Source organism: Streptomyces sp. NPDC048584 (assembly GCF_043199595.1).
Classification (GTDB): Bacteria; Actinomycetota; Actinomycetes; order Streptomycetales; family Streptomycetaceae; genus Streptomyces; species Streptomyces edwardsiae.
The window spans coordinates 184,281-210,046 of record NZ_JBICWF010000009.1 but is presented as its reverse complement, the minus strand read 5'-3'; the positions used below and the strand labels follow the sequence as shown (position 1 = coordinate 210,046).

20 protein-coding genes and 1 pseudogene are annotated in these 25,766 nt (G+C 73.6%); 11 read left to right on the top strand and 10 right to left on the bottom strand.

Features of this window, described 5'->3' with window-relative positions; translation table 11 throughout:
* Positions 1-15 precede the first annotated feature (15 nt).
* From ACGFR9_RS21380 to ACGFR9_RS21370, 3 genes are read left to right on the top strand one after another with little or no spacing between them, the layout of a single operon-like run.
* On the top strand, positions 16-1,509 hold the full coding sequence (locus tag ACGFR9_RS21380) for an SCO6880 family protein (protein WP_393210885.1): 1,494 nt from the start codon (positions 16-18) through the stop codon (positions 1,507-1,509).
* Positions 1,506-3,272, top strand: a complete 1,767-nt coding sequence (locus ACGFR9_RS21375; protein WP_393210882.1) for an ATP/GTP-binding protein — start codon at positions 1,506-1,508, stop codon at positions 3,270-3,272. The genes ACGFR9_RS21380 and ACGFR9_RS21375 overlap by 4 nt, the downstream gene beginning before the upstream one ends.
* A complete protein-coding gene (locus ACGFR9_RS21370) occupies positions 3,260-5,056 on the top strand; it encodes a type IV secretory system conjugative DNA transfer family protein (RefSeq protein WP_393210879.1) in 1,797 nt (598 codons plus the stop codon). Before ACGFR9_RS21375 ends, ACGFR9_RS21370 begins: the two co-directional genes overlap by 13 nt.
* 55 nt (positions 5,057-5,111) lie before the next feature.
* Here ACGFR9_RS21370 and ACGFR9_RS21365 read toward each other — a convergent pair whose 3' ends face one another.
* Both ACGFR9_RS21365 and ACGFR9_RS21360 read right to left on the bottom strand, forming a co-directional pair.
* Positions 5,112-6,350: a DUF418 domain-containing protein gene (locus ACGFR9_RS21365; protein WP_393210876.1), complete on the bottom strand. Its 1,239-nt coding sequence runs from the start codon at positions 6,348-6,350 to the stop codon at positions 5,112-5,114.
* On the bottom strand, positions 6,347-6,739 hold the full coding sequence (locus tag ACGFR9_RS21360) for a hypothetical protein (RefSeq protein WP_393210873.1): 393 nt from the start codon (positions 6,737-6,739) through the stop codon (positions 6,347-6,349). Before ACGFR9_RS21360 ends, ACGFR9_RS21365 begins: the two co-directional genes overlap by 4 nt.
* A 171-nt stretch (positions 6,740-6,910) precedes the next feature.
* On the opposite strand from ACGFR9_RS21360, the gene ACGFR9_RS21355 reads away from it, so the two are divergent.
* On the top strand, positions 6,911-7,945 hold the full coding sequence (locus ACGFR9_RS21355; protein WP_393210870.1) for an NlpC/P60 family protein: 1,035 nt from the start codon (positions 6,911-6,913) through the stop codon (positions 7,943-7,945).
* Positions 7,946-8,031: 86 nt separating this feature from the next.
* Here the strand turns inward: ACGFR9_RS21355 and ACGFR9_RS21350 are convergent, their stop codons facing one another.
* Positions 8,032-8,940, bottom strand: a complete 909-nt coding sequence (locus tag ACGFR9_RS21350) for a hypothetical protein (RefSeq protein WP_393210867.1) — start codon at positions 8,938-8,940, stop codon at positions 8,032-8,034.
* 170 nt (positions 8,941-9,110) lie between these two features.
* Here ACGFR9_RS21350 and ACGFR9_RS21345 point away from each other — a divergent pair, with 170 nt between their 5' ends.
* Positions 9,111-9,545: a DUF4913 domain-containing protein gene (locus ACGFR9_RS21345; RefSeq protein ID WP_393210864.1), complete on the top strand. Its 435-nt coding sequence runs from the start codon at positions 9,111-9,113 to the stop codon at positions 9,543-9,545.
* An 87-nt stretch (positions 9,546-9,632) separates the two neighbouring features.
* Positions 9,633-11,231: a glycosyl hydrolase gene (locus tag ACGFR9_RS21340; RefSeq protein ID WP_393210861.1), complete on the top strand. Its 1,599-nt coding sequence runs from the start codon at positions 9,633-9,635 to the stop codon at positions 11,229-11,231.
* A gap of 117 nt (positions 11,232-11,348) precedes the next feature.
* On the opposite strand, the gene ACGFR9_RS21335 is transcribed toward ACGFR9_RS21340, so the two are convergent.
* Positions 11,349-14,327, bottom strand: coding sequence for a BTAD domain-containing putative transcriptional regulator (locus tag ACGFR9_RS21335; RefSeq protein ID WP_393210858.1), 2,979 nt, complete (start codon positions 14,325-14,327; stop codon positions 11,349-11,351).
* A 205-nt stretch (positions 14,328-14,532) separates the two neighbouring features.
* Here ACGFR9_RS21335 and ACGFR9_RS21330 point away from each other — a divergent pair, with 205 nt between their 5' ends.
* On the top strand, positions 14,533-16,011 hold the full coding sequence (locus ACGFR9_RS21330) for a hypothetical protein (protein ID WP_393210855.1): 1,479 nt from the start codon (positions 14,533-14,535) through the stop codon (positions 16,009-16,011).
* Between the two features lie 25 nt (positions 16,012-16,036).
* Here the strand turns inward: ACGFR9_RS21330 and ACGFR9_RS21325 are convergent.
* Together ACGFR9_RS21325 and ACGFR9_RS21320 are read right to left on the bottom strand one after the other, a co-directional pair.
* A pseudogene (locus tag ACGFR9_RS21325) lies at positions 16,037-16,132 on the bottom strand (NADP-dependent oxidoreductase); the annotation flags it as partial.
* A 140-nt stretch (positions 16,133-16,272) separates the two neighbouring features.
* Positions 16,273-16,959 (bottom strand): TetR family transcriptional regulator, encoded by a 687-nt coding sequence (locus ACGFR9_RS21320; RefSeq protein WP_393210852.1) that lies wholly within the window; start codon positions 16,957-16,959, stop codon positions 16,273-16,275.
* A 196-nt stretch (positions 16,960-17,155) separates the two neighbouring features.
* Here ACGFR9_RS21320 and ACGFR9_RS21315 point away from each other — a divergent pair, with 196 nt between their 5' ends.
* On the top strand, positions 17,156-17,500 hold the full coding sequence (locus ACGFR9_RS21315) for a hypothetical protein (protein ID WP_393210849.1): 345 nt from the start codon (positions 17,156-17,158) through the stop codon (positions 17,498-17,500).
* A 9-nt stretch (positions 17,501-17,509) separates the two neighbouring features.
* Here the strand turns inward: ACGFR9_RS21315 and ACGFR9_RS21310 are convergent, their stop codons facing one another.
* Positions 17,510-17,875, bottom strand: coding sequence for a VOC family protein (locus ACGFR9_RS21310; protein ID WP_393210846.1), 366 nt, complete (start codon positions 17,873-17,875; stop codon positions 17,510-17,512).
* A gap of 242 nt (positions 17,876-18,117) precedes the next feature.
* Here ACGFR9_RS21310 and ACGFR9_RS21305 point away from each other — a divergent pair, with 242 nt between their 5' ends.
* Positions 18,118-18,405 (top strand): zinc-ribbon domain-containing protein, encoded by a 288-nt coding sequence (locus ACGFR9_RS21305; protein WP_393210843.1) that lies wholly within the window; start codon positions 18,118-18,120, stop codon positions 18,403-18,405.
* Here ACGFR9_RS21305 and ACGFR9_RS21300 read toward each other — a convergent pair.
* Positions 18,402-19,118 (bottom strand): TIGR03943 family putative permease subunit, encoded by a 717-nt coding sequence (locus ACGFR9_RS21300; protein WP_393211256.1) that lies wholly within the window; start codon positions 19,116-19,118, stop codon positions 18,402-18,404. The two genes, ACGFR9_RS21305 and ACGFR9_RS21300, sit on opposite strands and share 4 nt — an antisense overlap.
* Before the next feature lie 53 nt (positions 19,119-19,171).
* Positions 19,172-20,200 (bottom strand): permease, encoded by a 1,029-nt coding sequence (locus ACGFR9_RS21295; RefSeq protein ID WP_393210841.1) that lies wholly within the window; start codon positions 20,198-20,200, stop codon positions 19,172-19,174.
* 187 nt (positions 20,201-20,387) lie between these two features.
* On the opposite strand from ACGFR9_RS21295, the gene ACGFR9_RS21290 reads away from it, so the two are divergent.
* Positions 20,388-22,244 carry an NAD-binding protein gene (locus ACGFR9_RS21290; RefSeq protein ID WP_393211253.1) on the top strand — a complete coding sequence of 619 codons (1,857 nt, stop codon included), beginning with the start codon at positions 20,388-20,390 and terminating at the stop codon, positions 22,242-22,244.
* 310 nt (positions 22,245-22,554) lie between these two features.
* The gene (locus tag ACGFR9_RS21285; protein ID WP_393211250.1) at positions 22,555-23,820 is read left to right on the top strand and encodes an MFS transporter; all 1,266 of its coding nucleotides are present in this window, start codon (positions 22,555-22,557) and stop codon (positions 23,818-23,820) included.
* A gap of 39 nt (positions 23,821-23,859) precedes the next feature.
* On the opposite strand, the gene ACGFR9_RS21280 is transcribed toward ACGFR9_RS21285, so the two are convergent.
* A complete protein-coding gene (locus ACGFR9_RS21280) occupies positions 23,860-25,704 on the bottom strand; it encodes a S9 family peptidase (RefSeq protein WP_393210838.1) in 1,845 nt (614 codons plus the stop codon).
* Between the last annotated feature and the right edge of the window lie 62 nt (positions 25,705-25,766).

The window sequence follows — 25,766 nt, the reverse complement described above, 5'->3', positions numbered from 1 at the left end:
GGACAACGGACCCTCATGACCACGGAAGCCGTCACCCATCCGACCTACGGGAACTGGCGCCGCCCCCGGCGCCCGGGACTCGGTCCGCTCGGGCTCGTCGGCACCTTCGGTGTCTTCGGCGGGCTCGTCCTCACCCTGCTCGCGTCACTGATCTCGCTGTACGCGGCGATGATCGTGTTCACCCCCATCGCGCTGTTCCTGGTCCCGCTCGCCATCCGTACCCAGGACGGCCGGAACGTCTACCAGCTGATCGCCCTGCGCATCGGCTGGCGCCGGCGCCGGGCCAGGGGGGCGCACCTGTATGTCTCGGGGCCGCTGTCCGCCCGGCCGGGCGGCCGGTTCCGCCCGCCGGGACTGCTCAACAAGGTGACGGCGACGGAGGGCCGGGACGCCTACGACCGTCCCTTCGGCGTGCTGCACCACCCGAACCGCAATCTGTACACGATCGTCCTGGGCTGCGACCCGGACGGCGGTTCGCTCGTCGACCCCGACCAGGTCGACGTCTGGGTCGCCCTGTGGGGCGAGTGGCTGGCCCGGCTGGCCCATGAACCCGGGCTGCGCGGCGCCTCCGTGATCGTGGAGACCGCGCCCGACCCCGGTACCCGGCTCGCCCACGAGGTGCTCCCCCGCATCCGGCCGGACGCGCCCGCCGCGGCGCGCGCCGTCATGGAGGAGGTCGTCGAGCGTTACCCCACCGCGTCCTCCGAGATGCACACCTACGTCAGCCTCACCTACGGCGTCCCCGCGAACCAGAAGCGGAAGAAGGAGGACGTGATCACCGACCTCGCCATCCGCATTCCCGGTCTGCTCAGCGGTCTGGTGGCGGCCGGCGGCGGAGCGGCGTACCCGCTGTCGGCGGAGCGCATCGCGGAGGTCGTGCGGGTCGCCTACGACCCGGCGGTCGCCCCCGACGTCCTCGACGCCCGCGCCCAGCACGGGGGTACCGGCCTGGAGTGGGCCGACGCCGGTCCCGCCGCCGCCGTCGAGACCGTGGGGAGCTACCAGCACGACTCGGGGGTGTCCCGGACCTGGCTGATGACGCTGGCGCCGCGCGGCACCGTACGGTCCTCGGTGCTGCGCGGCATGCTGGAGGCGGCGCCCGGCACGCGCCGCAAGCGGGTGGCGCTGGTGTACCGGCCGATCGACCCGGCCACCTCGGCCCGGATCGTCGAGGCGGACCGGCGCAGCGCCCAGTTCATGGCTACGTCCGGCCGGGGCATGGTGCAGGCCCGCGCGGCCTCCGAGATGCGGGCGGCGGAGCAGACCGCGGCCGAGGAGGCGTCGGGTGCGGGGCTCGTGGAGTTCTCCCTGATGCTGACGGTCACCGTGGACACCATGGAGCAGCTGGCCGACGCGAGCGTCACCGTACGCAATCTGACCGCCGCCTCGCGGGTGCTGATGCGGCCCGCGGACCGGATGCAGGCGGCGGCGTTCAGCTGCACACTGCCCGCCGGGATCCTCCCCTGGGAGCAGACCCTGATCCCACACGAGCTCCAGGAGGCGTTGTGAGCCGCCGCGAGGAGAAGAAGGCCGAGCGGGCCGACCGCCTGGCCGAGCTGCGGGCCCGCGAGGAGCGGGCCGCCGGGACCGGCCGCCCGGAGAAGGCCGGGCGGAAGGACCGCACCGGCCGCGGGGAACGCAAGGAGCGGGAGCGGGCCGGGCGAGGGGAGCGGTCCGGCGGGAAGAAGGCCGCCGCGCGCCCGCGCGAGCTCTACGTCCCGCCGCGCGGCTGGTACGGCGCCGGAGGGGGGCGGGTCGGCTACCTGGACCCGCCCACCATGTGGCGGGCCACCACTGTGCAGGCGTGCGGCATGTGGCCGTTCGCCGCCGGTTCCGGCGCTCCCATGACGGGCGTGCCCCTGGGCCAGCATCTCTTCACCGGGGCCACGGTCTGCGGCGATCCGCTGAACTGGTTCACCCGGGCCCGCTACATCTCCAACCCGTCGCTGTTCATGCTCGGCATGCCGGGTCTGGGCAAGTCCACGCTGGTCAACCGCATGCTCATCGGACTGTCCGCCACCGGGGTGGTCCCGCTGGTCCTCGGTGACCTCAAGCCCGACTACGCCGACACGGTCCGTGCCCTCGGCGGCCAGGTGATCTCCATCGGCCGGGGGCGGGGCGGCATCAACGTCCTCGATCCGGGCGCGATGGGCGCGGCGGCGGCCAGGATCGGCGGTGAGGCCGGCGAGGTGCTGAAGGCCGAGACGCACGGCCGGGTGCTGAACATGGTGGCCGCGCTGATCACCATCGTGCGTGGCCGGCCGATGGACGACCACGAGCAGTCCGTGCTCTCCGCCGTCCTGCACCACCTGCGCGAACGCACCCCGCCCGGCCGTACGGTGCTGCTGCCGGACGTGCTGCGGGTGCTCACCGAGGGCCCCGACCGGGTGCGCGCGGTCACCCTCGACCGGGGGGACGACGCCCGCTACCGGGACGCCGTCGACCCGCTGCACCGCTCCCTGCTCGGCATCCTGGACGGCCCGCTCGGCGACACCTTCGCCTCCGAGACGTCCACCCGCATCGACCCGGGGGCTCCCGCGGTGTGCATCGACATCTCCGGCATCGGGGAGGCCGACACCCAGCTGACCGCCGCGGCGATGCTCGCCGCCTGGTCCGACGGACTCGGCACGGTGGCCGCCTCGCACGCCCTCGCGGACGCCGGGCTCGAACCCCGGCGCTGGTTCTTCACCGTGCTCGACGAGCTGTGGCGTCCGCTGCGCGCCGCCTCCGGCATCGTCGACCGCATCGACGCGCTGACCCGGCTCAACCGTTCCCTGGGCCTCGGCGACGCCAAGATCACCCATACGCTCAAGGACGCCGAGGCCCTGGGCACCGACGCCGACCGGGCCAAGGCCCGCGGGTTCGTCGAGCGGGCCGGGATGGTGGTGTGCGCGGGGCTGCCGAAGGCGGAGATGGAGGATCTCGGCAAGGTGGTGGGGCTGTCCCGGCGCGAGATCGAGCTCGTGTCGTCGTGGTCCTCACCGCCCGGCTGGGGAGTGTCCGGGGAGCACGAGGAGCCGCCCGGCCGGGGCCGCTTCCTCATCAAGGTCGGCGGACGCCCCGGAATCCCGATCAAGGTCGCCATCACCGACGCCGAACGCCGGCTGCACAACACCAACACCCGGTGGACGCCGAACGAGGAGACCGTCCGTCGGGAGCTCGCCCGGACGTCCGAGCGGGTGGCGCGGGCCGCGCAGGAGGGGACGTACGGGATGCCGGGCGCTCCCGGCGGTCCGGCCGCCGAAGCCGGAACCGGGAGGTGGACCGCGTGAGCGTCCCGGGCACCGGTTCCGCGCACGAGCAGCTGCCGTGGGCGATCGTGGCGGTGGCCGGTACCGCGCTGACCGCGTTCACCGTCGCCTGGGCCGGCGGAACCCTCGGGGCGGGGCTGTCCGGTCACGGCTGGGGCGCACCCCCGTTCGCCCTGTCCACCGTGTCGCAGCTGGTCGCCGACGGTCCCGCCGGCCTGTGGCCCGGAGCGCCGGCCGGCGCCCTCTACGGGGGCATGCTCGGCCTGCTGACGCTGGTCGCCGTGCCCGGCACTCTCGTCGTACGCCTCCTCGTGGACCGGGCCGGCCGCCCCAAGGGCCTGGCCGGTCGGCGCGAGCTCGCCACCCTGTGCCCCAAGGGCATCGAGTCCCGCGCCCGCGAACTGCGTCCCACCCTGAGGGACCGCGGCCGTGTGCACCCGGACGAGACCGGCAACCTCCTCGGCGACCTCGACCCGGGCGGCCCCGAGCTGCGCAGCAGTCACGAGGACGTGGAGCTCGACCTGATGGCGCCGCGGGCCGGCAAGTCCACCGGCATCGCGGTCCCCCGGGTGCTGCGCGCCCAGGGCGCGGTGCTGCTCACCTCCAACAAGTCCGACGTGTACGCCGTCACCCGCGCGGAGCGCGAGAAGGCGGGCACGGTCTGGACGTTCGATCCGCAGGGCATCGCCCACACCCCGCGCGCCATGTGGTGGGACCTGCTCGGCGAGTGCCACACCATCGAGGGCGCCCGCCGCACCGCCGGTCACTTCGTCGCTTCCGTCAACGACGACACGGCGAAGAAGGACTTCTGGATCTCGGCCGCCCAGAACACCCTCACCGCCCTGTTCCTGGCCGCCGCCCGCAGCCGCACCCCGCTCACCGAGCTGCTCGCCTGGCTCGCCGACCCCGCGGACCGCACCCCGGTCGACCTGCTCCGGGACGCCGGACTCGTGGCGATGGCCGAGCAGTTGCAGGGCACCGTGCGCGGCGCCGTGGAGACCCGGGACGGCATCTACGAGACCGCCCGCCAGACCGTGTCCTGCCTGCTCGACCCGGAGATCCTCGCCTGGGTCTCGCCCGACCCCCGGCTGCCGGAGTTCCGCCCCGACCGGCACGTCCTCGGCCGGGACACGCTCTACCTGCTCTCCAAGGACGGCGGGGGCTCCGCGGCCGGCGTCATCGCGGGGCTCGCCGACGCGACGATGCGGGCCGGCGTGGTCGCCGCGGAACGCATGGGCGGCCGGCTCGACCCGCCGCTCACGGCGGTCCTCGACGAGGCCGCCAACGTCTGCCGCATCTCCGATCTGCCCGACCTGTACTCGCACTTCGGCTCGCGCGGCATCAACGTCGTGACCCTGTTGCAGAGTTACCGCCAGGGCGCCCGGGTGTGGGGCGAGGTCGGGATGGACGCGCTGTGGAGCGCGGCCACGATCAAGCTGCTCGGCGCGGGCCTGGACGACGCCGACTTCGTCCAGAAGATCTCCACCCTGGTCGGCCAGCACGACGTCCGTACGCCCACCGTCTCCCGCGGCAGGGACGGCACCTCACGGTCGTACTCCTACCGTCAGGAGTCCGTCCTGCCGCCGGACCGCATCCGCGCGCTGCCCAAGGGCACGGCCCTGCTCCTCGCCACCGGCGTCAGGCCCGCGCTGATCCGGCTGCGCCCCTGGTACAAGGAGCCCGGCGCCGCGGTGATCTCGGCGGCCGCGAAGGCGGAGACGGCGGCCATCACGGAGCGTGCCGCCCGCCGTCCGCTTCCCGGGACCCGGGCGCCGGGCGTGCCGCTGTCGAAGCCGGTCCCCTGACCCGGGCGGCGGGCCCTGCCGGCCGGGGTGGATCCGGGCGGCGGCACGCTGTTCCTCACCGTGGGTGCGAAGGACGGCGCCCGGCGGGAGCCGGAGCCGCTGTCGGGGCCGGGCCCGGGGGCCGCCGGCCCAGGGTGACGGTGCGCAGCAGCAGCTCGGCCGGTCCGTACCGTGTGCGCGCCATCAGCCAAGCGCCGAGGGCGAGTTGAAGGGCGTACAGCACGACGCACCCGGCCAGGACGGCGACCGTGCCGGTCCGGTCGTACCGGCCGAGTCCGTAACCGGTGAACACCCAGGCGAGGACGAGCGACTGGGTGAGGTAGTGGCTGAGCGCCATGCGCCCGGCGGCGGCCAGCGCACCGGCCGCCGCCGGTACACGGGTCTCCAGCGGCCGCAGCAGCAGGAGCACTCCGCACGCGTACGACACCGTGAGCGCCGGGGCGGTCAGCACCGTCACCGCCTGTCCGACGAGGAACCAGCGGCTGTCCAGCGGTCCGCTCGAGCAACAGGCGGCGATCACACCGCCGGTGAGCCCGAGCGGCAGCCACCGCCGGGCGGTCCGGCACAGCCACACCCGGTCCCGGCCGCGCCGCTCGACCAGCCGGGACCGCGCCGCCGCGAGCCCCGCCAGGAAGGCGGCCAGCATGGCGGGCGCGTACAGCAGACCGGTGCCGATCGCGGCGGGCAGCTCGCGCAGCCGGGCGCCGAGAACCGAACCGGCGTCGCCCCTCAGGGCCGCGACCCGCTCGGCGACGCGGGGCGCGTAGGCCTGGGCGGTGACCGGCTCGGTGAGGGCGACGGTCAGCAGCCCGTACCCGAGCAACAGCGCCGAGAGTCCCAGCAGCAGCACCGCGGCGACCCTCAGCGCGGCCCGTACCCGGAGCCCGCGCAGCCCGTACAGCACCAGGGCCAGGACGGCGTACGTCGTCAGGACGTCGCCCGGGTACAGGAGCACCGCGTGTCCCGCCCCGAGCACGAACAGCCCGGCCGCACGCCGCAGATGGCGGGCGGCGAACGCGGCGCCCGCCCGGCGCGCGGCCCGTTCCTGGAGGACGAGGCCGTAACCGAACAGGAAGGAGAACAGGACGTAGAACTTGGCGGTGACCAGCGCGGTCACCAGCCACGCGGCGACCCGGTCCGCCGCGGACGCGCCCGGTCCTCCGCCGAGGGCGGTGTACGGGCCCGCCATCAACTGGGCGTTGACCACCAGGACGCCGAACAGGGCGAACCCGCGCAGCACATCGAGTTCGCCGACGCGCCGGGGACCGCCGGACGGGTCCGCCGCACGTCTCACCCCGCCACCACGACTCCGGTGCCGAACGCCACGGTGGCGGACAGGAACCAGCCGAACGACGGCGCCAGCAGATGCCGGGGCGTCCACAGCCTGGCCCGCGTGGGGCGCTCCCGCTCGTACACGACGGGCACTTGGCCACCGACCGGGGGCACGCCGTAGAACGGCCCGTACCGGCCGGGATCGAGGACGAAATCCCTTCCGAAGTGGTCGGAGAACACGACGAGCCCGCCGCGCCGCCGGTCGGTCGCCGCACGCGGCGTCACCCGCCCCATCACCCGTCTCCCGCGCGCCCACAGGGCCGCGGCCGTCGCCATCGCCCGGACCCCGGCCAGCAGAAAGCCGAGACCGCACCCCGTGCTCAGCGCGAGCAGCACCAACTGCGCGTTCATACACACCCTTTCGCCCCGGCGCCCGATCGCACAACGGGCGCCGCGGCCAACCCGGTTCACCCGGCCCTTGAACCCCCGGACGACATGGGCGCGTTGTGGGGGCGGCCCCGTGCCGTACCCCGTCCCGCATGCCCCGCCGACGCGGGCACCCACGAAAAGGAGCGACGAACCATGAGACGGAGCCCGGGCCCCCGCGGCCGCCGCGCGACGGCCGCCGTCACGCTGGCCCTCGCACTGACGGCGGTGCCGCACGGGCCCGCCGCAGCCGAACCGGCGACCCTCCCGGAGGTGCGCGCCGAACTCGACCGCCTCTACCACGAGGCCGAGGCCGCCACGGAGAAGTACAACGCGGTCGACGCCGAGGTGACCCGGCAGAAGAAGCGCCTCGGCACGCTCCGGGGCCGGGTGGCCGCCACGGAGCGGAAGCTGGACCGCCTGAACCGACTGGCCGGGGCGGCGGCCCGCTCCCAGTACCGCGGGGGCGGGGTCCCCGCCGAGGTGCAGTTCGTCCTCGCCGGCGACCCCGCGCACGCGCTGGACAACGCGTCCCTGGCCCGGCAGGCGCACCTGGGCACCCGCCGCGTGCTGGAGGCCCTGGCCGGGACCGAGCAGGAGCTGCGCACCCGCGGCGACGAGGCGGCCGCCGAGCTGAAGCGGCTGCGCGAGAACCGCGGCGCGCTGGAGTCCCACCGCGCGACCGTCCGGGCCCGCATCGGCGCGGCGGAGCGGGTGGAGTCGCGGCTGGCGGAGAAGCAGCGTCGTGAACTGGCCGCGCTGGAGAAGGAGGCCGCCGACGCGGCCCAGGCGGCCTGGGTGGAGTCCGGGGTCCTCGACGGCGCCGGCACCGAGGCCGGCGACGCCGGACGCGAGGCCATCGCCTTCGCCACCCGGCAGCTCGGCAAGCCCTACGTCTGGGGCGCCGAGGGCCCCGACTCCTACGACTGCTCGGGCCTGACCTCGCGGGCGTGGCTGGCGGCGGGCGTGGCCGTTCCGCGCACCTCGCAGGAGCAGTGGCGCCGTCTCCACCGCGTCGCGGTCACGGACATGCGCCCCGGTGATCTGATCATCTACCACGCCGACGCCGGTCATGTGGCCCTCTACATCGGCGACGGCCGGATGATCCACGCCCCGCGTCCCGGCCGCTCGGTGACGGTGGCACCGGCCGGATCGATGGAGATCCTCGGGGTGGTGCGGCCCGACGCGTGACGCGGGGGCGGGGCGGGCCCCCGGTACGAGGACCCGCCCCGCCGACCGGAACGGCTACCGGCCCGTACGGCTAACGGCCGATACGACTACCGGCCGCCACCTCCGCCTCCCGCGGCCCTGCGGCGTCCTCCCTGCCCGTGGCTGTGCGACGAGGAGTGCGACCCGGCCGGACGGCGGGGCGCGGTGCTGTCGCGCTGCTGGGCGGGCTGCTGCACGGGCTGCTGGTACTGCTGCTGCTGAGCGAGGTACCCCGCGACCTGCTGGTTGTACTGCGGCAGTGTGGGACCGTAGCCGCCGGTGGGCATCTGCTGCGGCCTGGGCTGCCGGGACGGATCGTGCATGGGCTGCGGTGCCGACACCGCCACGGCCGTTCCCACGGCCTGGGCCATGGCTCCGTAGCCCTGCATGCCCGCGTTGTTCATGCCGGCCCCGGCACCGTAGACGGCGCCTCCGGCGACGGCGACCGCGGACCCCGCCATCCTGGTGTAGGAGGGAGCGGGCTGCGGCGTCTGGGGGTTGGTCCTGACGTTGCGCGCGTAGTAGAGCTGACGGGCGACCTCGGCGGCGTTGGCGGCCGCGGTCGTGCCGACCGCGGCACCGTAGCCCTGCACGGAGGCGGTGGGATCGGACCCGTACTGCACGCCGAGCATGGCGGCACCCTGACCTGCCAGCGGGGCCCCCGCCAGGGCGGCGTTGGCCCCCCGCGTCCAGGCGCTGTCGTCGGTCCGGGGGCCGGGCTGCGTGGACTGGGACGACTGGGACGGAGAGTAGGAGTACTGCGAGTACTGGGACTGCGAGTACTGGGAGTACTGGGACTGCGAGTACTGCGCACTGCTCGTCGTGGAGGCCGGGTACGGCCCGGAACCGTCGCTCTCCGGGCTGGTGCTGCGCTCCCGCTCCGACGTGCTGCTCTGGTGTGCGGTGCTGTGCCGACTGCTGCCGCTCTGCCGACTTCGTGCCGTCCGGAAGCTGTCGTCCGAGTTGTTTCCTGACATGTGAAGCACTCACTTCCTGCGAGATCGTCACGTGCGACTCCGTCGCGGAGTCGTCAGCACAACGGGAACGGCGCGCGGGGGGTTCAGCGCCGGTGAACCGCGCACGCCACGCGTCCGTTGTGGTCCTCGGCCAGGACGAACCGCGCAACCCAGCCCCGAGGTACACCCGTATGAACGCTCCCGTGTCCGATCCCCAGGCCCCCACGTCCGCACCGCTGTTCATCCTCTACTTCGAGGGCCCGCAGTACGTCGAGGAACTGCGCGGGCTGACCCTGTGGGCACACCATGTGCTGCTGCCGGTCTACGGCCGGGAGGTCACCTCCTCCGCTCCCTGGTGCTCCCGCTGGTGGGAGCACCAGGAGGCGGTGGCCCAGCTCCACGGCCTCTGGCTGGCCTGGCTGGAGCTGACCGGCACGGGGTCCGGGCCGAGCGGGCCCGCCAACTGGCACCGCGACTACCTGCTGCCGGTGATGGCCTCCCTCAGGGACCCCTCGGGGCCCTTCGCCGGCTGCAAGCCCGGCGCCCACCGCGGGAAGCAGACTCCGCCCGTCGACGCCGTCGACCCGTTCGGACCGCCCCCGCAGCCACCCCAGGACGCCGGATGAGCGCGGCCGGGCCACCCCTCCCCCAACCCGACACTCCCCGAGAGAGGACACGGATGACGTACGCCGTCCCCACCCGAGGCGCGATCCATGCGTAGACCCCTCCTGCGCCGGCGCACCTCGTTCCTGCTGGCGCTGCTCCTGGTCGCCGCCGCCGTCACCGGCACCGCGTGGCTGGCCCAGGGCCAGCGCTCGGACGACGTGAGCATCGCGGGGACACCGGCCGCCGCCGGCGCACCCGAGCACACCGTCACCTTCCGCAACTCCACCGACCACCGCGTCTGGATCGGCAGCACGGTCAACGCCGACGGTTCGACCGCGCTGACCGGGCTTCCCGTACTCGACCCGGGCCAGTCGGCCACGGTCACGATCCCCGAGCACTCCGGCGCCGGGCACTGGCGCGGCAAGTTCTTCGCCCGCGAGGGCTGCACCGGGGAGGAGGGCAGCACGTTCCACTGCGCCGTGGGCGACTGCGGACCCTACGCCGACCGTTGCTCGACCGGTGAACAGCCGACCGGCCTGGCCGAGTTCAACTTCGACCCGGCGGACGGACTCGCGCCCTGGTACAACGTCAGCTACGTCAACGCCGTCGCCTCGGCCCTCACCATCACCCCGGACGGCGTGACGCCGCCGGAGTCGGGCGAGTGCGCGGCGGCGGGCTGCGCCGTGGACCTGCTGGCGGCCTGCCCTGCGGACAACCTGGTCAAGGACCCGGCCACCGGGCGGCCGCTGGTGTGCGTCAACCCGAACCGGGACGCGAAGACCCCTTACAGCGACGCGCTGGCCTCGACGTGCCCGACCGCGTACAGCTGGTCCAAGCACGACGCCGAGCAGGGCAACCAGGTCGTCTACCAGTGCCGGCAGTGCGCCGGCATGACCGTCACCTTCCACGGCACCGCCGGAACACCGGCCCCGCCCGCCCCCGCGGTCACCGGGCAACCCCAGGAGAGCGCCGCGGCCGTCTCCCGCAAGGGCGTCGCTCTGAACCCCGTCGCCGGCGCCTCCGAGGCCCTGGCCGACTCCGGTTCGTCCTGGTACTACGACTGGTCCTCCTCCTCGGACGGCGTCACGCGGCCCGAGGGGGTCGAGTTCGTGCCGATGATCTGGGGACCCGGCTCGGTCACCGACGCCGAACTGGGGCAGGCCGCCGCCGAGGGCGAGGCGCTGCTCGGCTTCAACGAGCCGGACCATCCGGGCCAGGCGAACATGTCGCCCGAACAGGCCCTGGACCTGTGGCCCCGGCTGGAGTCCACCGGGCTGCGGCTGGGCGCACCCGCGGTCGCCTCCGGCGGCGACCTCCCGGACGGGTGGCTGGACCGGTTCATGCGGGGGGCCGAGCAGCGCGGTCTGCGCGTCGACTTCATCCCCCTGCACTGGTACGGCGCCGACTTCGGCCCCGGCGCCGCCGACCAGTTGCGCGGCTATCTCCAGGCCGTGCACGAGCGCTACGGGAAGCCGGTCTGGCTGACGGAGTACGCGCTGACCGACTTCTCCGGGGGCACCCCGCGCTACCCCGACGAGCGGCAGCAGACCGACTTCGTCCGGTCCTCGACCACCATGCTGAACGGGCTGGACTTCGTCGAGCGGTACGCGTGGTTCGCCCTGTCGAAGGAGACGAGCCCGACGGGTCTCTACGACGGGACGGTGGCGGGTCCGAGCGGGCAGGCCTACCGCGAGGTGCGCCGGTAGAGGACCGAGGAGAGGTGAGGACGGTCCGGCGGAGTTGAACCGTCCTCACCTTCCGTTCGTTGTGCGGGTGCGTGCCGGGAGTCGCCCCGCGCGCCTCACGATCGAGGGAGATCCATGTCAGGCGGTGCGTCGCTGCGCGGTGGCAGGGGCTTCGGCCGTGCCACCGCGCAGCCGGGCGAGCCGCTCACGGATCCCCTCGGCGTCCGGATGACCGAACTCCGCGAAGATCGCCAGGGCCTGCCGCCAGCTCGTCCGGGCGGCCTCGGGCTCCCCGGCGTCGAGACGGACGTCCCCGAGGTGGCCCAGGGTGTGGCCCTCGCCCCAGCGGTTCCCGATGTCGCGGTGCGTCGCGAGCGCCCGGCGGTAGTGCTCGACGGACTCGCCGTGCCGGCCGAGCCGGTGGTGGACGGTGCCGAGGATGTCGAGTGTGACGCCCTCGACCCAGCGGTTGCCTCCGGCCCGCAGCACCACCAGCGCCCGCTCGAGGCAGCCGAGGGCCTCGTCGTAGCGGCCCATCCGCTGGTAGGCGTCGCCCAGGTTGGACAGGGCGATGCCCTCCCCCCAGACGTCCCCGGTGAGGCGGTCCACGGCCAGCCCGCGACGGGTGTACTCGACGGCCTTGTCGAGCCGGCCGGCGTGCAGGTAGGCGTCCCCCAGGTTGGAGATCACCGACGATCTGCCCTCCCGGTCCCCGAGCTCCTGCCGCAGCTCCAGTGCCTTGTGCAGGTGTGCGATGGCCTCGTCGGTCCGGCCGGCGTTGCGCAGTGCGGCCGCCGTGTCGGACAGGGCGCGGGCCTCCCCCTCCCGGCTGCCGGCGGCGCGGGCGGCGGCCAGCCCGGTACGCGAGGTGTCCAGCCAGTCGAGCACATGGCTGCGGAGGTAGAAGAACCCCCACAGGACGGCGGGCAGCCGCCACGCGATGCCCGTCTGCCCGGCCCGCTCGGCCTCGTGCACCGCGGCGACCAGGTTCGACCGTTCGGTCTCGCACCAGTCCAGTGCCTGTTCGTGCGTGGTGAAGCGCAGCGGCCGGCACTCCTCGGGCCGCGGCTCCAGGGGGACGCGGCGGCGGTTCGGGGTGATGTGCGCGTAGGCCGCGTCGGCGGTGTGCAGGTACCAGCACAGCAGCCGCCGCAGGGCCAGTTCCTGTTCCTCCCGCGTCTCCTCGGCGCGGACGCGTTCGGCGGCGTAGACGCGCAGCAGGTCGTGCAGGGTGAAGCGGCCCGGGAAGTGCTCGGTGAGCAGGTGGGCCCGGGTCAGCTCGGTGAGGAGTCCCCGGGCCTCACGCTGGGGGAGCCCGGCGAGAGCGCCCGCCGCGGGTACGGAGATGTCCGGGCCGACATGCACGCCGAGCAGCCGGAACAGGCGTGCCGCCGGGGCGGACAGCGCCCTGTAGGACCAGGAGAAGACGGCCCGCACATCGGTGGTGATGTCGTCGCCGCCGGTGAAGGCGTCCAGGCTGCCGTGGCTCTCGCTCACCTCGTCGGCGATGGCCCTGAGCGGGAAGGCGGGGTGGGCGCAGGCGTGGGCGGCGACGATGGCGAGCGCCAGCGGCAGCCGGCCGCAGCGCGCGATGATCTCGTCCGCCGCCTCCGGTTCCGCGGCCAGCCGGTCGGCGCCGACGCGCAGGGCCAGCAGGTCGTACGCCTCGGCGGTGGGCAGCTGGTCCAGCGTCAGGAGGTGCGCGCCCTCGCTCGCGACGAGTCCGGTGAGCCGGTTGCGGCTGGTGACGATGACCAGGCAGCCCGGGGAGCCGGGCAGCAGCGGACGGACCTGTTCGGCGTCACGGGCGTTGTCGAGCAGGATCAGCACTTTGCGCCCGGCGAGCAGACTGCGGTAGAGCGCCACCTGCGCGTCACGGCCGGCGGGGATGCGCATCGGGGGGACGCCGAGCGCGTCGAGGAAGGTGCGTACCGCGTCGTCCGGCGTCACCGCCGAGCCGGTCGGGTCGAAGCCGCGCAGGTTGATGTAGAGCTGGCCGCCGGGGAACCGGCCGGCCACGCAGTGGGCCCAGTGCACGGCCAGGGTCGACTTGCCGATCCCGCCCATGCCTCCGATCGCGCTGACCACCACGGTCGACGGAGGGCTGCCGTCCTGCGGCAGCAGGGCCCCGGTGCTGTCCAGTTCGGTGCGCCGCCCGGCGAAGGTCGGCAGGTCGGGCGGAAGTTGGGCGGGACGGGCCGGTTCGAAGCGGAGCCCGCGCGGATCGCCGGCCTCGGGCACGTCCGACTCCGGCGCGTCGGCCGCCGCGTCGTCCGCCGGTACGGCGCCGGCCCGCGCGGGTACCGGAGCGGCAGCGGGCTCCGGGTGCCGCCGGGGCAGCAACGTCGGGTCGGCGGCCAGGATGCGGTCGTGCAACTCCTGGATCCCGGCGCCCGGTTCGATGCCCAGCTCCTTCACCAGGGCCCCGCGGGTCCCGCGGTACGCGGCCAGTGCCTCGGCCTGCCGCCCGGACCGGTACAGGGCGAGCATGAGCAAGCGGCACAGCTCTTCCCGCAGCGGGTACGTTCCGGTGAGCGGGATCAGCTCGGCGATCACTTCGTGATGGCGTCCCAGCGCGATGTCGAGGTCGAGCCGTGCCTCGAGCGCGGTCAGCCACTCCTCGTCCAGCCAGGAGCACACCGTCTCGCTCAGCGGGCCGGGCAGTCCGGCCAGCGCGGCGCCCCGCCATCCGCCGAGTGCGGTATGCAGCAGTTCCGCGGCGCCGGACACGTCGCCCGCGGCGCGCGCCTGCTTCGCCTGTACGACCCGTCGCTGGAACACGGCGAGGTCCAGGGCGTCGTCCGGGATCCGCAGCGCGTATCCGTCCCCGACGGAGACGACCACCCGGGGCCGTCCCGCCGGGCCCCGGTCCGGCTCCAGCACCTTGCGCAGGCGCGACACATAGGTCCGCAGGACGGACACGGCGGCGGCGGGCGGTTCCTCACCCCAGACGGCGTCGAGCAGTTCGCCGAGCGGTACGGGCCTTCCGCGCCGTAACAGCAGCACAGCCAGCACCACCTTCTGCTGCGGCGAGCCGAGGTCCAGTTCACGTTCTCCGCGCCATGCCCGGACTGGACCCAGTACGGCGAAGCGAAGGGAATTCACGTAATGGTCCACGCTCGGACTCTAGTGCGACACCGCTCCTTACCCGCCGGTTCGGCGGAACATGCCATTCCGTCCCGTGCCGTCGCCCATACCGCCGATGTCCCGTTCCGCGCACCGCGGTTGAACCTTTCCCGGCCGACGCCCGTTGCGGTGGCGGGCGACGCCGATACGGCGGCCGGCCGTGCCGTGCGAACGGGAACGTCAGGGAGGAACGCTTATGAGCCGGGGCGAGGGAGAGAAGGCGCAGGAGCAGGTCACCGGTGGTGAACACGCCGCGCCCGATGGGCCGTTCCCGCACTTCACCGTGGTCATATCCGGTGACGGCTCCGCCGCCGTCGACGGTGAACCGGTGCCGGTGGCGGACGGGACGGCGGTCGACGCCGCCGTCCTGGACCTGCTGCACGGCCACGCACGGGACCTGGACACCACCGTCACGGCGGCGATATCCGACCCCGCCGCGGGGTACGTCGCATTCGTCGAGGTCTCCCCGGACGGCTCGAGTTCGCTGCTGGAACAGGAGCCGGAGACGGCGCAGTCGCGTGCGCCGGGTGACGCTCCCGGCGCCGTCGACGAGGCGGCGTACAGGCTGCCCGAACCGGAGAGCCCTCCGCCCCCGCGCCCTTCCGGCGGCACGGACGGCCTGCCCTCGCCGGGGCTGGGCGGACCGGGCCCGGGCGGACCGGACCGACACGAACGGGGCCTGGGCGAACCGGATCGAAGGGACCCGGACCTGGACGAACCGGACCGACGGGACCCGGACCGACGGGACCCGGCCCCGCTTCCCGTCCCGCCCCCACAACCCGCCCGCAGGACCGCCTCCCGTCAGTCGGACGACGAGTTCGAGGGCCCCGGACCGCTCAGCAGGCCCCTGGTCGTCGGGCCCGTGGCACTCGGGGTGGCCGCCCTGGTGATCATCCCGCTGGTGGTCCTGGGCAGCGGCGGCTCGGACGACGGCGGGAAACAGGAACAGGCCGCCGCGAGCAGTTCACCCTCGGCCGAGGCGTCACCGGCCCGCACCTCGACCCCCCTGCCGGTCCCGCCCCCTTCGCCCGCCTCGCCGTCGGCCAAGGAGAAGACCGAGGACAAGGGCAAGGACAAGGACAAGCCGAAACCGAAGGACACCACGAACGTGAAGGGCGGCGGCGTCACCGTCACCGTGACCGCCACACCGCCCGCGAGCACCACCACCGTCACGGCGAAGCCCCCGCAGGACACCGCCGCCAGTGCCGTACGGCGGCTCGCCGCGAGCGACCCCTCCGGACGGCACATCTGCTACCGCGCGTACGTCTCCGGGAAGGGCTGGCAGAAGCCGGTGTGCGACGGCACGATGGCCGGCACCACGGGCCAGAACCGGCCCATCAAGGCCCTGAACATCGCGGTGCACGGTGTCGACGGCTCGGCCGGCAACGCCTTCCGGCACGCGTCGAAGCCGGTCGACGGCCGGGGCGAGTGGCAGCCCTCGTGGACGGCCGTCACCGGGGACGGCAAGAACTTCACCATCGGCAGCCCGAAGAAGGACGCCCCGGACATGCTGGGCTTCGCCCTGAACGTCGGCAGCGGCGAGATCTGCAACACCGTCCGCCTCCGTCAGCGCGACTGGGGTGGCCGCGTGTGCACCAAGCCCCGCCCCGACTTCGTCTTCGGCGGCACCCTCGACAACGACGTCTGGCTGGAAGCCGTGAAGCTCACGGTGTGACCCCGCCCGGCGGCCGTCACCAGGTGCCCGCGCCGTTGACCAGTACGCGTTGCCCCGCACGGACCCGGCCCGCCGTGTGGATGCCGCGCAGGGCCGTCACCGCGCCCGCGACCGGCGCCGCCCGCAGCTACGCGGCGTAGGCGCCCGCGGCCGCAGTGGTGTGCGCGGCTGGGCGGGCTCCGGTGGCGCGCACCCGCACCGCACGCGAGTGTCGCCGTACACCGACCATCATGAGTGTACGGCGTACACCTGCGCAAGGGGTCAGGGCAGAAGCCGTTCCAGGCCGTCGAGGGTCAGGTCGAGGGCGAACTCGAACTCGAACTGGTCGTCGCAGCCCGAGCCGACCACGGACTCCTCGTCATGGGCGACCGCCATGGCCAGTTCGGTGATGTGCGGGAAGCGCGCGGCCATCTCCTCGGGCGGCAGCGCGTCCGGGTCCGGCTCACGGTCGGAGGTGTCGTCGAACAACTCCTGCGAGAAGCCCAGCAGTCGGCTGCCCATGACGTGCATGGCGTGATGGACCATGCCGACCGAGAAGCCCCCGGCCCGGAAGGTCCCGATCATCGAGTCCAGGTACGCCATCACCGCGGGGGTCGGCGCCGCCCGCTCCTTCATCCGCACCTCGATGACCCGCGACGCCCACGGATGCCGCAGCAGCATGCGCCGGGCCGACAGCACCCGCAGCCGGACGACGGTCTTCCAGTCGGCGTCGGCGGCCGGCGGGTCGATCTCGCCGACCAGGGCGTCGATCATGCCGTCCAGCAGCTCGTTCTTGTTGGCGACGTGCTTGTACAGCGCCATCGGTACGACGCCCAGCTCCTGCGCGATCCTGCGCATGCTGAGCGCGTCGACCCCGCCCTCGTCGGCCAGGGCGACGGCGGCGTCCAGCACCCGCTCCTTGCTCAGAGGGGTGCGCGCCCGCCGGACGGTGTCGGCCTGCCTGGTCATCTCCACCATCCCTCTCGTCCGAGTCCCGTACGGACCGGACCCGGAGCCGGCCGCCCCCCTTGACAGGTGTACAGCGTCCACCTACGTTGCCCGCACAGGGGTGTACGCCGTACACCTCTTCCCTGGTCCCCGTCCGGGACCGCCGGAACGATCGGACTGCCTGATGCCGGAAAACGGGAAGGACGGTGCGCGAGACATGCTATCTCCCGACCTCCAGGACGAGATCTCTGTGGCGTACGAGGCCCGCAAGGAGCTGGGCCCGGAGTACGAGCGTGCCGTGCTGGACTCCTTCGCCGCCGGCGCCGCCGAGGCGATCGACCGGCGGGTGGACGCGCGGCTGGCACAGCGGGCCCCGGAGGCTCGGCAGCAGCCCGACAACTCCCATGTGGCGGTGCCGGTCTTCTCGCTGCTCTTCGGCGTCGGCGGCTCGATCTGGCTGACGGCGGGCGCGGGGGCCGATGCGGACTCCGTGTTCGCCATGTGGCTGGGGATCGTGCTCCTCAACATCGTCTTCGGGCGGATGCACCACAGGTCCCGGTGAGGACCCGCCTCACTCCATCGGGGACGCCCACTCGACGAACCGGACGATGACGCCGCTCGGGTCGGTGACCTGGAAGAGGCGCTCGCCCCACGGCTCCTTGCGCAGTGGCGTCGTGATGGCGACGCCCCGGTCCCGCAGCCGCCGTTCCTCGCCCTCGATGCCGGTGACCGTGAAGGCCAGGGCGAACCCGGCGCCGTCCCGGTCCTCCGCGCCGCCGCGCAGCAGCACGATGTCGACGGCGGCGTCGCCCCGGGTCAGTGAGGCGAATCCGTCGGCGGCGGCGATCTCCTGGTAGCCGAGGTGGTCGGTGAAGAACGCCCGCGAGGCGTTCACGTCGTCGACGGTCAGTGAGACGGTGGAGACGGTGATCTGCACGGTTGCCTCTTCTCTGCGAGGGGTGGGGGGCGCTCCGAGGGGCCGGTCCCGCCGCGGTGGCGTGTCTGCGTGACGACACCCGCGTCACCACCGGCTTCGATCACGGGTTCAGGATGGCGGGGCGAGGGCCGTGCGCGCTTGTGCAGGGTGCGGCAGTGTTGTGGCCGGTGACATTGCCGACCGCTCTCACCGTCCGGTGCGGGTGGTGGTTGCGGGGCCGAGGCCCGGGAAGGTTCGACGACATGATCATTTTTGGTACCAAGGGGTATCTGTACCAGCTCGCGATACTGACGCTGGTGTGCGCGCAGTGCGGGAATCCCGCCGCGCACACGCTCAGGAAGCGGGTCACCAAGTTCACCCTGTTCTTCGTGCCGCTGTTCCCGGTGTCCACGAAGTACACGACCCAGTGCACCTTCTGCGGCGCGGAGCAGAAGGTGACCGGCGAACAGGCCGAGCAACTCCAGGCACAGGCCCTCGGCGGCGGGCAGGGGTACGGGCAGCAGTCCCCGCAGCAGCCGTACCGGTCCTAGCCGTTCCAGGCGTCGTCGTACGGGTCCGCCGGGGCCGGGACCGGTTTGGCGGCCGTGACCCGGACGTACGGGACCGGGCCGTCGTTGACCGGATCCTTCGTACGCCGTGGGGTGTAGGTGCCCGTGATCTCCAGCCAGGTGTCCGGCTGGAGCACCGGCGGGACCTTGCCGGTGAGGGCGATTTTGACCGGCTGGGCGTCCGCGGCACAGCAGTTGAGGCTCATCCGGACCAGATACGGGACTCCGCTGCCGTCCAGCGCCACGAAACCGGTGATGCTGAGGGGGCGCCCGCGCAGATGACGGCCGTGGTCGTAGACCGCGCGGGCCGCGTACTCCCCCACCCCCAGACGCAGGGGACCCTCGTCGGGCAGGTCCGGGTAGCCGAGGGGTTCGGTGAGGGCCGTACCGGTGTGGTTCGCGCTGTACGAGCCCAGGGCCGGCGGGGCGACCAGGATCAGGGCGAAGAGGGGGAGCGTGAGGAGCCAGGAGACACGGGGTTCCCGGTGCTGTTCACCGGAGTGGCCGGAGTGCGGACGGCGGCGCCACTCGTACCAGACCGTCGCCGCCGCCGCCGCGATCAGTACCGCGCCCGACAGCAGGAGCAGCGGGCGCAGGCCGGACTTGACGTAGCGCAGGTGCAGGTCGGTCAGGCCGGCGTGCAGCACGGTCGCGCCGAGGAGGAACAGCAGGGCCGCCTGGGCCTGATGGTTCAGACGCGACTTCGCGGGCTTCTCGGACTTCACGGGCTTCTCGGGTTTCTCGGGTTTCACAGCAGCACCGCTCCCGTCACGGCCGAGACGAGCACCGCCAGTACGAAGGTCGCCGGCGCGAAGCGCAGGGCGAAGGCGCGGCCGAACGTGCCCGCCTGCATGGCGAAGAGCTTCAGGTCGATCATCGGCCCCACGACCAGGAAGGTGAGCCGCGCCGTCAGCGAGAACTGGGTGAGTGACGCCGCCACGAACGCGTCCGCCTCCGAGCAGATCGACAGCAGTACGGCCAGGGCCGCCAGCGCCAGCACCGACAGCACCGGGTTGCCGGCCGCCGCGCGCAGCCACTCCGCCGGCACCACCGACTTCAGCGTGGCCGCCGCCATCGCGCCGACCACCAGGAAACCGCCCGCGTGCATCACGTCGTGCCGGACCGAGCCCCAGAACGCCACACCCCTGCCCTGACCCTCGTACGACGAACGAGCGGGCGGACGCAGCCAGTCGGCGCGGCCCAGACGCTGCCACAGCCAGCCCATCGCGCACGCCACCAGCAGGCTCGCGACGAAACGGGCGAGGACCATCTCGGGGTTGCCGGGGAACGCGACCGCCGTCGCCGTCAGCACGATCGGGTTGATCGCGGGCGCGGAGAGAAGGAACGCCAGGGCGGCCGCGGGCGCCACTCCCCTGCGTACCAGCGCGCCCGCCACCGGGACGGACGCACACTCGCAGCCTGGCAGCACCGCGCCCGCCGCGCCGGCGACGGGGATCGCCAGCGCGGGGCGTCTCGGCAGGGCGCGGGCGAAGAACGACGGCGGAACGAACACCGCGATCGCCGCCGACAGCAGGACACCGAGCACCAGGAAGGGGAGGGCCTGGAGGACCACCGCCACGAACACCGTCATCCAGCTCTGCATCACCGGGGCGGCCAGGGCGCGGCGGACGGGGTCCTGGAACATCACCGCCGTGAGGAGGACGAGGGTGAGGAGGAGGGGGGAGGTGAGGTGGCGGGAGTCCTCGTCGGGGGCCTGCTCGTCCTCGTGTCGCGGCGGTTCTTCCGTTCCGCGCGTGGGTGTGGTGGTGGTGGCCACGGGCCGGGTGCACCTCCGGATGTGCGCGCGCGAGGGGGCGGGGCCGCTCGGCCCCCTCCCTTCATACGCGGGGCGGGGCGCGGCCGTTCAGGGCCGGCCTGGAACCACCCGTCACGATGAGGCAGTCTCTTCCCCTGTGGTGAGCTTCCTTCCCAACCCCGCCCCGCCCAGCGACCCTTCGGCGCACATGGTGGTGTGCGGTGACGACGGACTCGCCCACCGGCTCGCCGCCGAACTGCGCGAGGTGTACCGCGAACAGGTCGTCCTCGTCGTACCGCCGGCCGGGCACCGCGTACGGGAGCCGATGGTGGGGCGCGCCCGCGCGGTCTCCGCGGCGCTGCTCGACCGGGTGGTGACCGCCGTCAACCGGAACAGCGGGGGATCCGACGACACCCTGGCCCCCGGCGAGCGGATCGTGGAGGCCGCCGAACCGAGCGAGGCCGTACTCGCCGAGGTGGGTGTGGATCGGGCCGCCGCGCTGGCGCTGGTGTACGACGACGACGAGACCAACATCCGTGCCGCGCTGACCGCCCGCCGGCTCAACCCCCGGCTGCGGCTCGTACTGCGTCTGTACAACCGGCGGCTGGGGCAGCACATCGAGGAACTGCTGGACCAGGCGGCAGCGTTGGGAGGCGACGGGCCGGTGGAGCGTGGCGGGGCCGACATCGCCACGACCGTGCTGTCCGACGCCGACACGGCCGCGCCCGCGCTGGTCGCCACCGCGCTCGTCGGCACCAGCAAGGTCGTCGACGCGGAGGGGCTGTTGCTGCGCGCGGTGGAACGCCGGCCTCCCGCACCGGGCGAGGTGGCCGATCCGGGGCTGTGCACGCTGGCACTGCTCTCCGCGACGAGCAACGACCCGGCCGGCGCCGAGGGTTCGGAGGACAGCGGGGACCAGGGGCCGCAACTGCTGCCCGACGCGGCGGCGGTGGCGGCCGCGACCGGGCGCGGGACGGTCGTACTGGAGCAGGTGTCGTACTCCGGGCCGCCGTTGCCCGCCCGGCGGGGCGGACCGCCGTTCGCCTCGCTGTTCTCACGGCGGCTGCGGTGGTCGCTGGCGGGGCTGGTGGCGGCGGTGATCGCGCTCGCCGTCACGCTGACGATCGTGACCCGGGACAATCCGCTGCACGCCACCTACGTCACCCTGCTCGACCTCTTCGCGATCAACGAGCCCGCGCACCACCAGTCCACCGGGCAGCAGGTGCTGCAACTCCTGTCCATGCTGGTGGGGTTGCTGCTGCTGCCGGTGCTGCTGGCGGCCGTGCTCGAGGCGCTGGGGACCTTCCGTACGGCGTCGGCGCTGCGGAAGCCGCCGCGCGGGCTGAGCGGGCATGTGGTGCTGCTCGGTCTCGGCAAGATCGGGACGCGGGTGCTGACGCGGCTGCGGGAGCTGCACATCCCGGTGGTGTGCGTCGAGGCCGATCCCGAGGCGCGGGGGATGGCCGTGGCGCGGCGGCTGCGGGTGCCGGTGGTGCTGGGCGATGTGACGCAGGAGGGGGTGCTGGAGGCCGCGAAGATCCACCGGGCGGACGCGCTGCTCGCGCTGACCAGTGTGGACACCACGAATCTGGAGGCCGTGCTGTATGCGCGGTCGGTGCGGCAGGATCTGCGGACGGTGCTGCGGCTGTACGACGACGACTTCGCGAAAGCGGTGTACCGGACGTTGCGGACCGCGCATCCGGGGGCGCTGACGCGGAGCCGGAGTGTGTCGCATCTGGCTGCGCCGGCCTTCGCCGGGGCGATGATGGGGCGGCAGATTCTGGGGGCGATTCCTGTGGAGCGGCGGGTGTTGCTGTTCGCGGCGGTGAGGGTGCGGGGGCATCAGCGGTTGGAGGGGCGGACGGTGGGGGAGGCGTTTCGGGCGGGGGCGGTTCGGGTGCTGGCGCTCGACACGGCGGAGGGGGCTTCGGGGGCTTCGGGGGCGGGGCTGGTGTGGGATCTGCCCGATACGTATGTGCTGCGGGCGGAGGATCGGGTTGTGTTGGCGGCGACTCGGCGGGGGCTGGCGGAGTTGTTGGGGCGGCGGGCTCGGCGGGGGGTTTAGCCGGGGGGCTTTTTCGCTTGCGCGGTGGGTGTGCGGGCGCCCGCGCCGGCGGGGCGCGGGGCGCTGCGCTGGGCACGGGGCGCTGCGCTGGGCACGGGGCGCTGCGCTGGGCACGGGGCGCTGCGCGGGGCGCGGGGCGCTGCGCTGGGCGCGGGGCGGTTTCACTTGCCCGCGTTCGCGGGGTGCCGCTGCGCCCACCCGTGCCGCCCCAGCGGCACGACTGCCCGCAGCTACGGGGCGTGGGAGCCTACGGCTACGGCGGCGTGGGTGCCCGCAGCTACGGGGCGTGGGAGCCTACGGCTACGGCGGCGTGGGAGCCTGCTGTTGCGGTGGAGTGGAGGGGTTGGTGCGGGGGTTCGGGTGGTTGTGGGGGGCCTATGCCGTCAGTACGTACGGGACCTGGGTGGCCTTCGGGGCGTTTCCGTTTCTTGCTGTTCGGGTGTTGGGGGCTTCCGCGTTCGAGGTGGCCCTGCTGGATGCCGTGGGGCTGGCGGTTGCCGCCGTCGTGGCGTTTCCGCTGGGGCCCTGGGTCGATCACCGGGCCAAGCGGCCCGTGATGATCGGGACGGACGTCCTGCGGTTCCTCGCGATGGCGAGCGTGCCGGCCGCGTACGTCCTCGGTGTGCTGTCCTACGGCCAGCTGCTCGTCGTCTCGGTCGTCTGCGGCACCGCGAACATCGCGTTCACCGCCGCGTCCGGCGCGTATCTCAAGTATCTCGTCCACGGCGACCGGCTGCTCGTCGCGAACGGGCGGTTCGAGGGCACGAACTGGGCGGCCACCGCCGTCGGACCACCCCTCGGCGGCGCCCTCATCGCAATGTTCGGCCCGGTCGTCACGGTCCTCGCCAACGCCGTCAGCTATCTGCTCTCCGCCCTCGGCATCCTCCGCATCCGCGAGGGAGACGTCGCCGCACCCCGCGACCCCGCCGCGGGGTCGCGGGCGGCCGGGCTGCTCGACGGCTGGCGGTTCATCCGCCACGACCCCGTGCTCTGGCGGCTGTTCCTCAACTCGTCCCTGGTGGGCGGCCTGATCATGGCCGCCTCCCCGGTGCTGGCCGTCCTCCTGCTCGACACGTACCACTTCCCGGCCTGGCAGTACGGCCTCGCCTTCGGCGTCCCGGCGCTCGGCGGCTTCGTGGGCGCCCGCCTCTCCCCGCGCCTCGTCCGGCGGCACGGGCGGTACCGGATCATGACCGTGTTCGGCTGGCTGCGCTCGCTGTTCCCGCTCGGCCTCGCGTTCGTCGGGCCCGGTGTCCCCGGACTCCTCACCGTGATCGTCGTCGAGGGTCTGCTGATCATCTGCATGGGCGTCTTCAACCCGGTGCACGCCACCGAGCGGCTGCGCCGCACCCCCATGGACCGCACCGCCCGGGTGCTCAGCACCTGGAGCGTGAGCACCAAACTCGTCCAGGCCGCCCTCATGGTGGTCTGGGGCGTCCTCGCCACCCTGACCAGCCCCCTCGCGGCGATCACCATGTCCGGCGTGCTGCTGCTCGCCACCCCGCTCCTGCTGCCCCGGCGGGCCCACCTGTCCGACCCCGACCCCGATCCGGCCCCCGCCGTACCGGCCGCATGACCCACCGCCATGCGGCCGCCGGAGACGGGGGACGCCGTCCTACGGGAGGTGCCGCGCCGCGAAGTCGAGCTCCAGACGCACCTGCTTGATGCGTTCGTCGACCACCAGGGAGCCGTGGCCGGCGTCGTAGCGGTAGACCTCGTGCACCGCGTCGCGGGACTCCAGGCGCTTGACGTAGTTCTCGATCTGCTGGATGGGGCAGCGCGGGTCGTTGACACCCGCCGAGATGTAGACCGGGGCCGTCACCTCGTCGACGTACGTGATCGGCGAGGACGCCTCGAAGCGGTCGGGGACCTGCTCCGGGGTGCCGCCGAGCAGCGTGCGGTCCATCGCCTTCAGCGCCTCCATCTCGTCGTGGTACGCCGTGACGTAGTCGGCGACCGGGACGGCCGCGATGCCCAGCGCCCACGCGTCGGGCCGGGTGCCGATGCCGAGCAGGGTGAGGTAGCCGCCCCAGGAGCCGCCGGTGAGGATCAGCCGGGCCGGGTCGGCGAGACCGGAGCCGATCGCCCACTCCCGCACCGCCGCGATGTCCTCCAGCTCGATCAGGCCCACCCGGTGCTTCAGCGCGTCCGTCCAGGCGCGGCCATAGCCCGTGGAACCGCGGTAGTTGACGCGGACCACCGCGTAGCCGTGGTCCACCCAGGCGGCCGGGCCGGCGGCGAAGGAGTCGCTGTCGTGCCAGGTGGGGCCGCCGTGGATGTCGAAGACGGTCGGGAGCGGGCCGGTGACGCCGGCCGGCTTCTGGACCAGCGCGTGGATACGGCCGCCGGGCCCCTCCACCCACACGTCCTCCACCGGGACCGAGCCGGGCGACTTCATGCCGGGCGGGTCCAGGACCACGCCGCCCGCCGTGGAACGCACGGCCGGCGGTTCGGCCGCCGACGACCACAGGTACTCCACGCTGCCGTCGGGCCGGGCCGTCGCACCCGAGACCGCGCCGCGCGGGGTGGGGATCTCCACCAGGCGGCGCGCGCCCAGGTCGTACCGGAACAGCTCGCCGCGGGCCTCGAAACCGTGCACGACGAGCAGACCCGTGCCGTCCGGACACCACTCGGCGCTCACGTCACCGGGCAGCTCCAGCGCGAGGTCCGTCTGCTCCCCCGTCGCCACGTCCCACACCAGCGGCTCCCAGCGTCCGCGCCGCTGATGCCCGATGAGCAGCCGGGTGTCGCCCGCGACCGGGGCGAAGCCCAGCACCTCCAGGCCCAGCTCCTCGGTGCCGCCCCTGGTGTCGTCCAGCTCCGCCACCGTCGTACCGTCCGGGCGCATCACCCGCAGCGCGGAGTGCATCGCGTCGCCGTGCTCGGTGTGCTCCACCGCGATCAGCGAACCGTCGTGGGAGAGGTCCCCCACACCCGCCGACTCGCGGTGCCGGTAGATCTCCACCGGCGCCTCGCCCGTACGGGCCAGATGGATCGTCGTACCGTCCTCGTCCGTGGAGCGGCCCACCACCGCCGTACGGCCGTCGCGGCCCAGGGCGAGACCGGCAGGGTAGGAGGCGTCCAGGCCCGGGGCCGCGAGCTCGTCCTCACCGCCCGCGAACGGCTGCCGGCGCCAGACGCCGAACTCGTCGCCGTCCTTGTCGTCGAACCACCAGATCCACTCGCCGTCCGGCGAGAGCACCCCGTCCGTCGTACCGTTGGGCCGGTGTGTCACCTGCCGCTGCTCGCCGCTCGCCCGGTCCCAGGCGTACAGCTCGTACGTCCCCGTCGCGTTCGACACGAACAGGGAGCGGTCGGGGGCGTCCTCCGCCCAGTCGGGCAGGGACACCCTGGGCGCCCGGAAACGCTTCTCCCAGTCGGGCATGCCCGCGCCCTGTGCCACTCGCTCGGTCTGGTGGTCCGCCCGGTCCGGCGCGTCGGACCCGTTGCTCTCAGTCATGACCCCATACTGCCCGTCCCCGGGGACATCGTGCCGCCGAGGTCCCCAGCCTGTGGACAACT

Coding starts and splice junctions, on each gene's coding strand:
- ACGFR9_RS21360 (WP_393210873.1), bottom strand. CDS start 6,739: ATGAACGCGCAGTTGGTGCTGCTCGCGCTGAGCACGGGGTGCGGTCTC.
- ACGFR9_RS21280 (WP_393210838.1), bottom strand. CDS start 25,704: ATGACTGAGAGCAACGGGTCCGACGCGCCGGACCGGGCGGACCACCAG.
- ACGFR9_RS21340 (WP_393210861.1), top strand. CDS start 9,633: ATGCGTAGACCCCTCCTGCGCCGGCGCACCTCGTTCCTGCTGGCGCTG.
- ACGFR9_RS21380 (WP_393210885.1), top strand. CDS start 16: ATGACCACGGAAGCCGTCACCCATCCGACCTACGGGAACTGGCGCCGC.
- ACGFR9_RS21330 (WP_393210855.1), top strand. CDS start 14,533: ATGAGCCGGGGCGAGGGAGAGAAGGCGCAGGAGCAGGTCACCGGTGGT.
- ACGFR9_RS21305 (WP_393210843.1), top strand. CDS start 18,118: ATGATCATTTTTGGTACCAAGGGGTATCTGTACCAGCTCGCGATACTG.
- ACGFR9_RS21315 (WP_393210849.1), top strand. CDS start 17,156: ATGCTATCTCCCGACCTCCAGGACGAGATCTCTGTGGCGTACGAGGCC.
- ACGFR9_RS21290 (WP_393211253.1), top strand. CDS start 20,388: ATGGTGGTGTGCGGTGACGACGGACTCGCCCACCGGCTCGCCGCCGAA.
- ACGFR9_RS21350 (WP_393210867.1), bottom strand. CDS start 8,940: ATGTCAGGAAACAACTCGGACGACAGCTTCCGGACGGCACGAAGTCGG.
- ACGFR9_RS21345 (WP_393210864.1), top strand. CDS start 9,111: ATGAACGCTCCCGTGTCCGATCCCCAGGCCCCCACGTCCGCACCGCTG.
- ACGFR9_RS21320 (WP_393210852.1), bottom strand. CDS start 16,959: ATGACCAGGCAGGCCGACACCGTCCGGCGGGCGCGCACCCCTCTGAGC.
- ACGFR9_RS21355 (WP_393210870.1), top strand. CDS start 6,911: ATGAGACGGAGCCCGGGCCCCCGCGGCCGCCGCGCGACGGCCGCCGTC.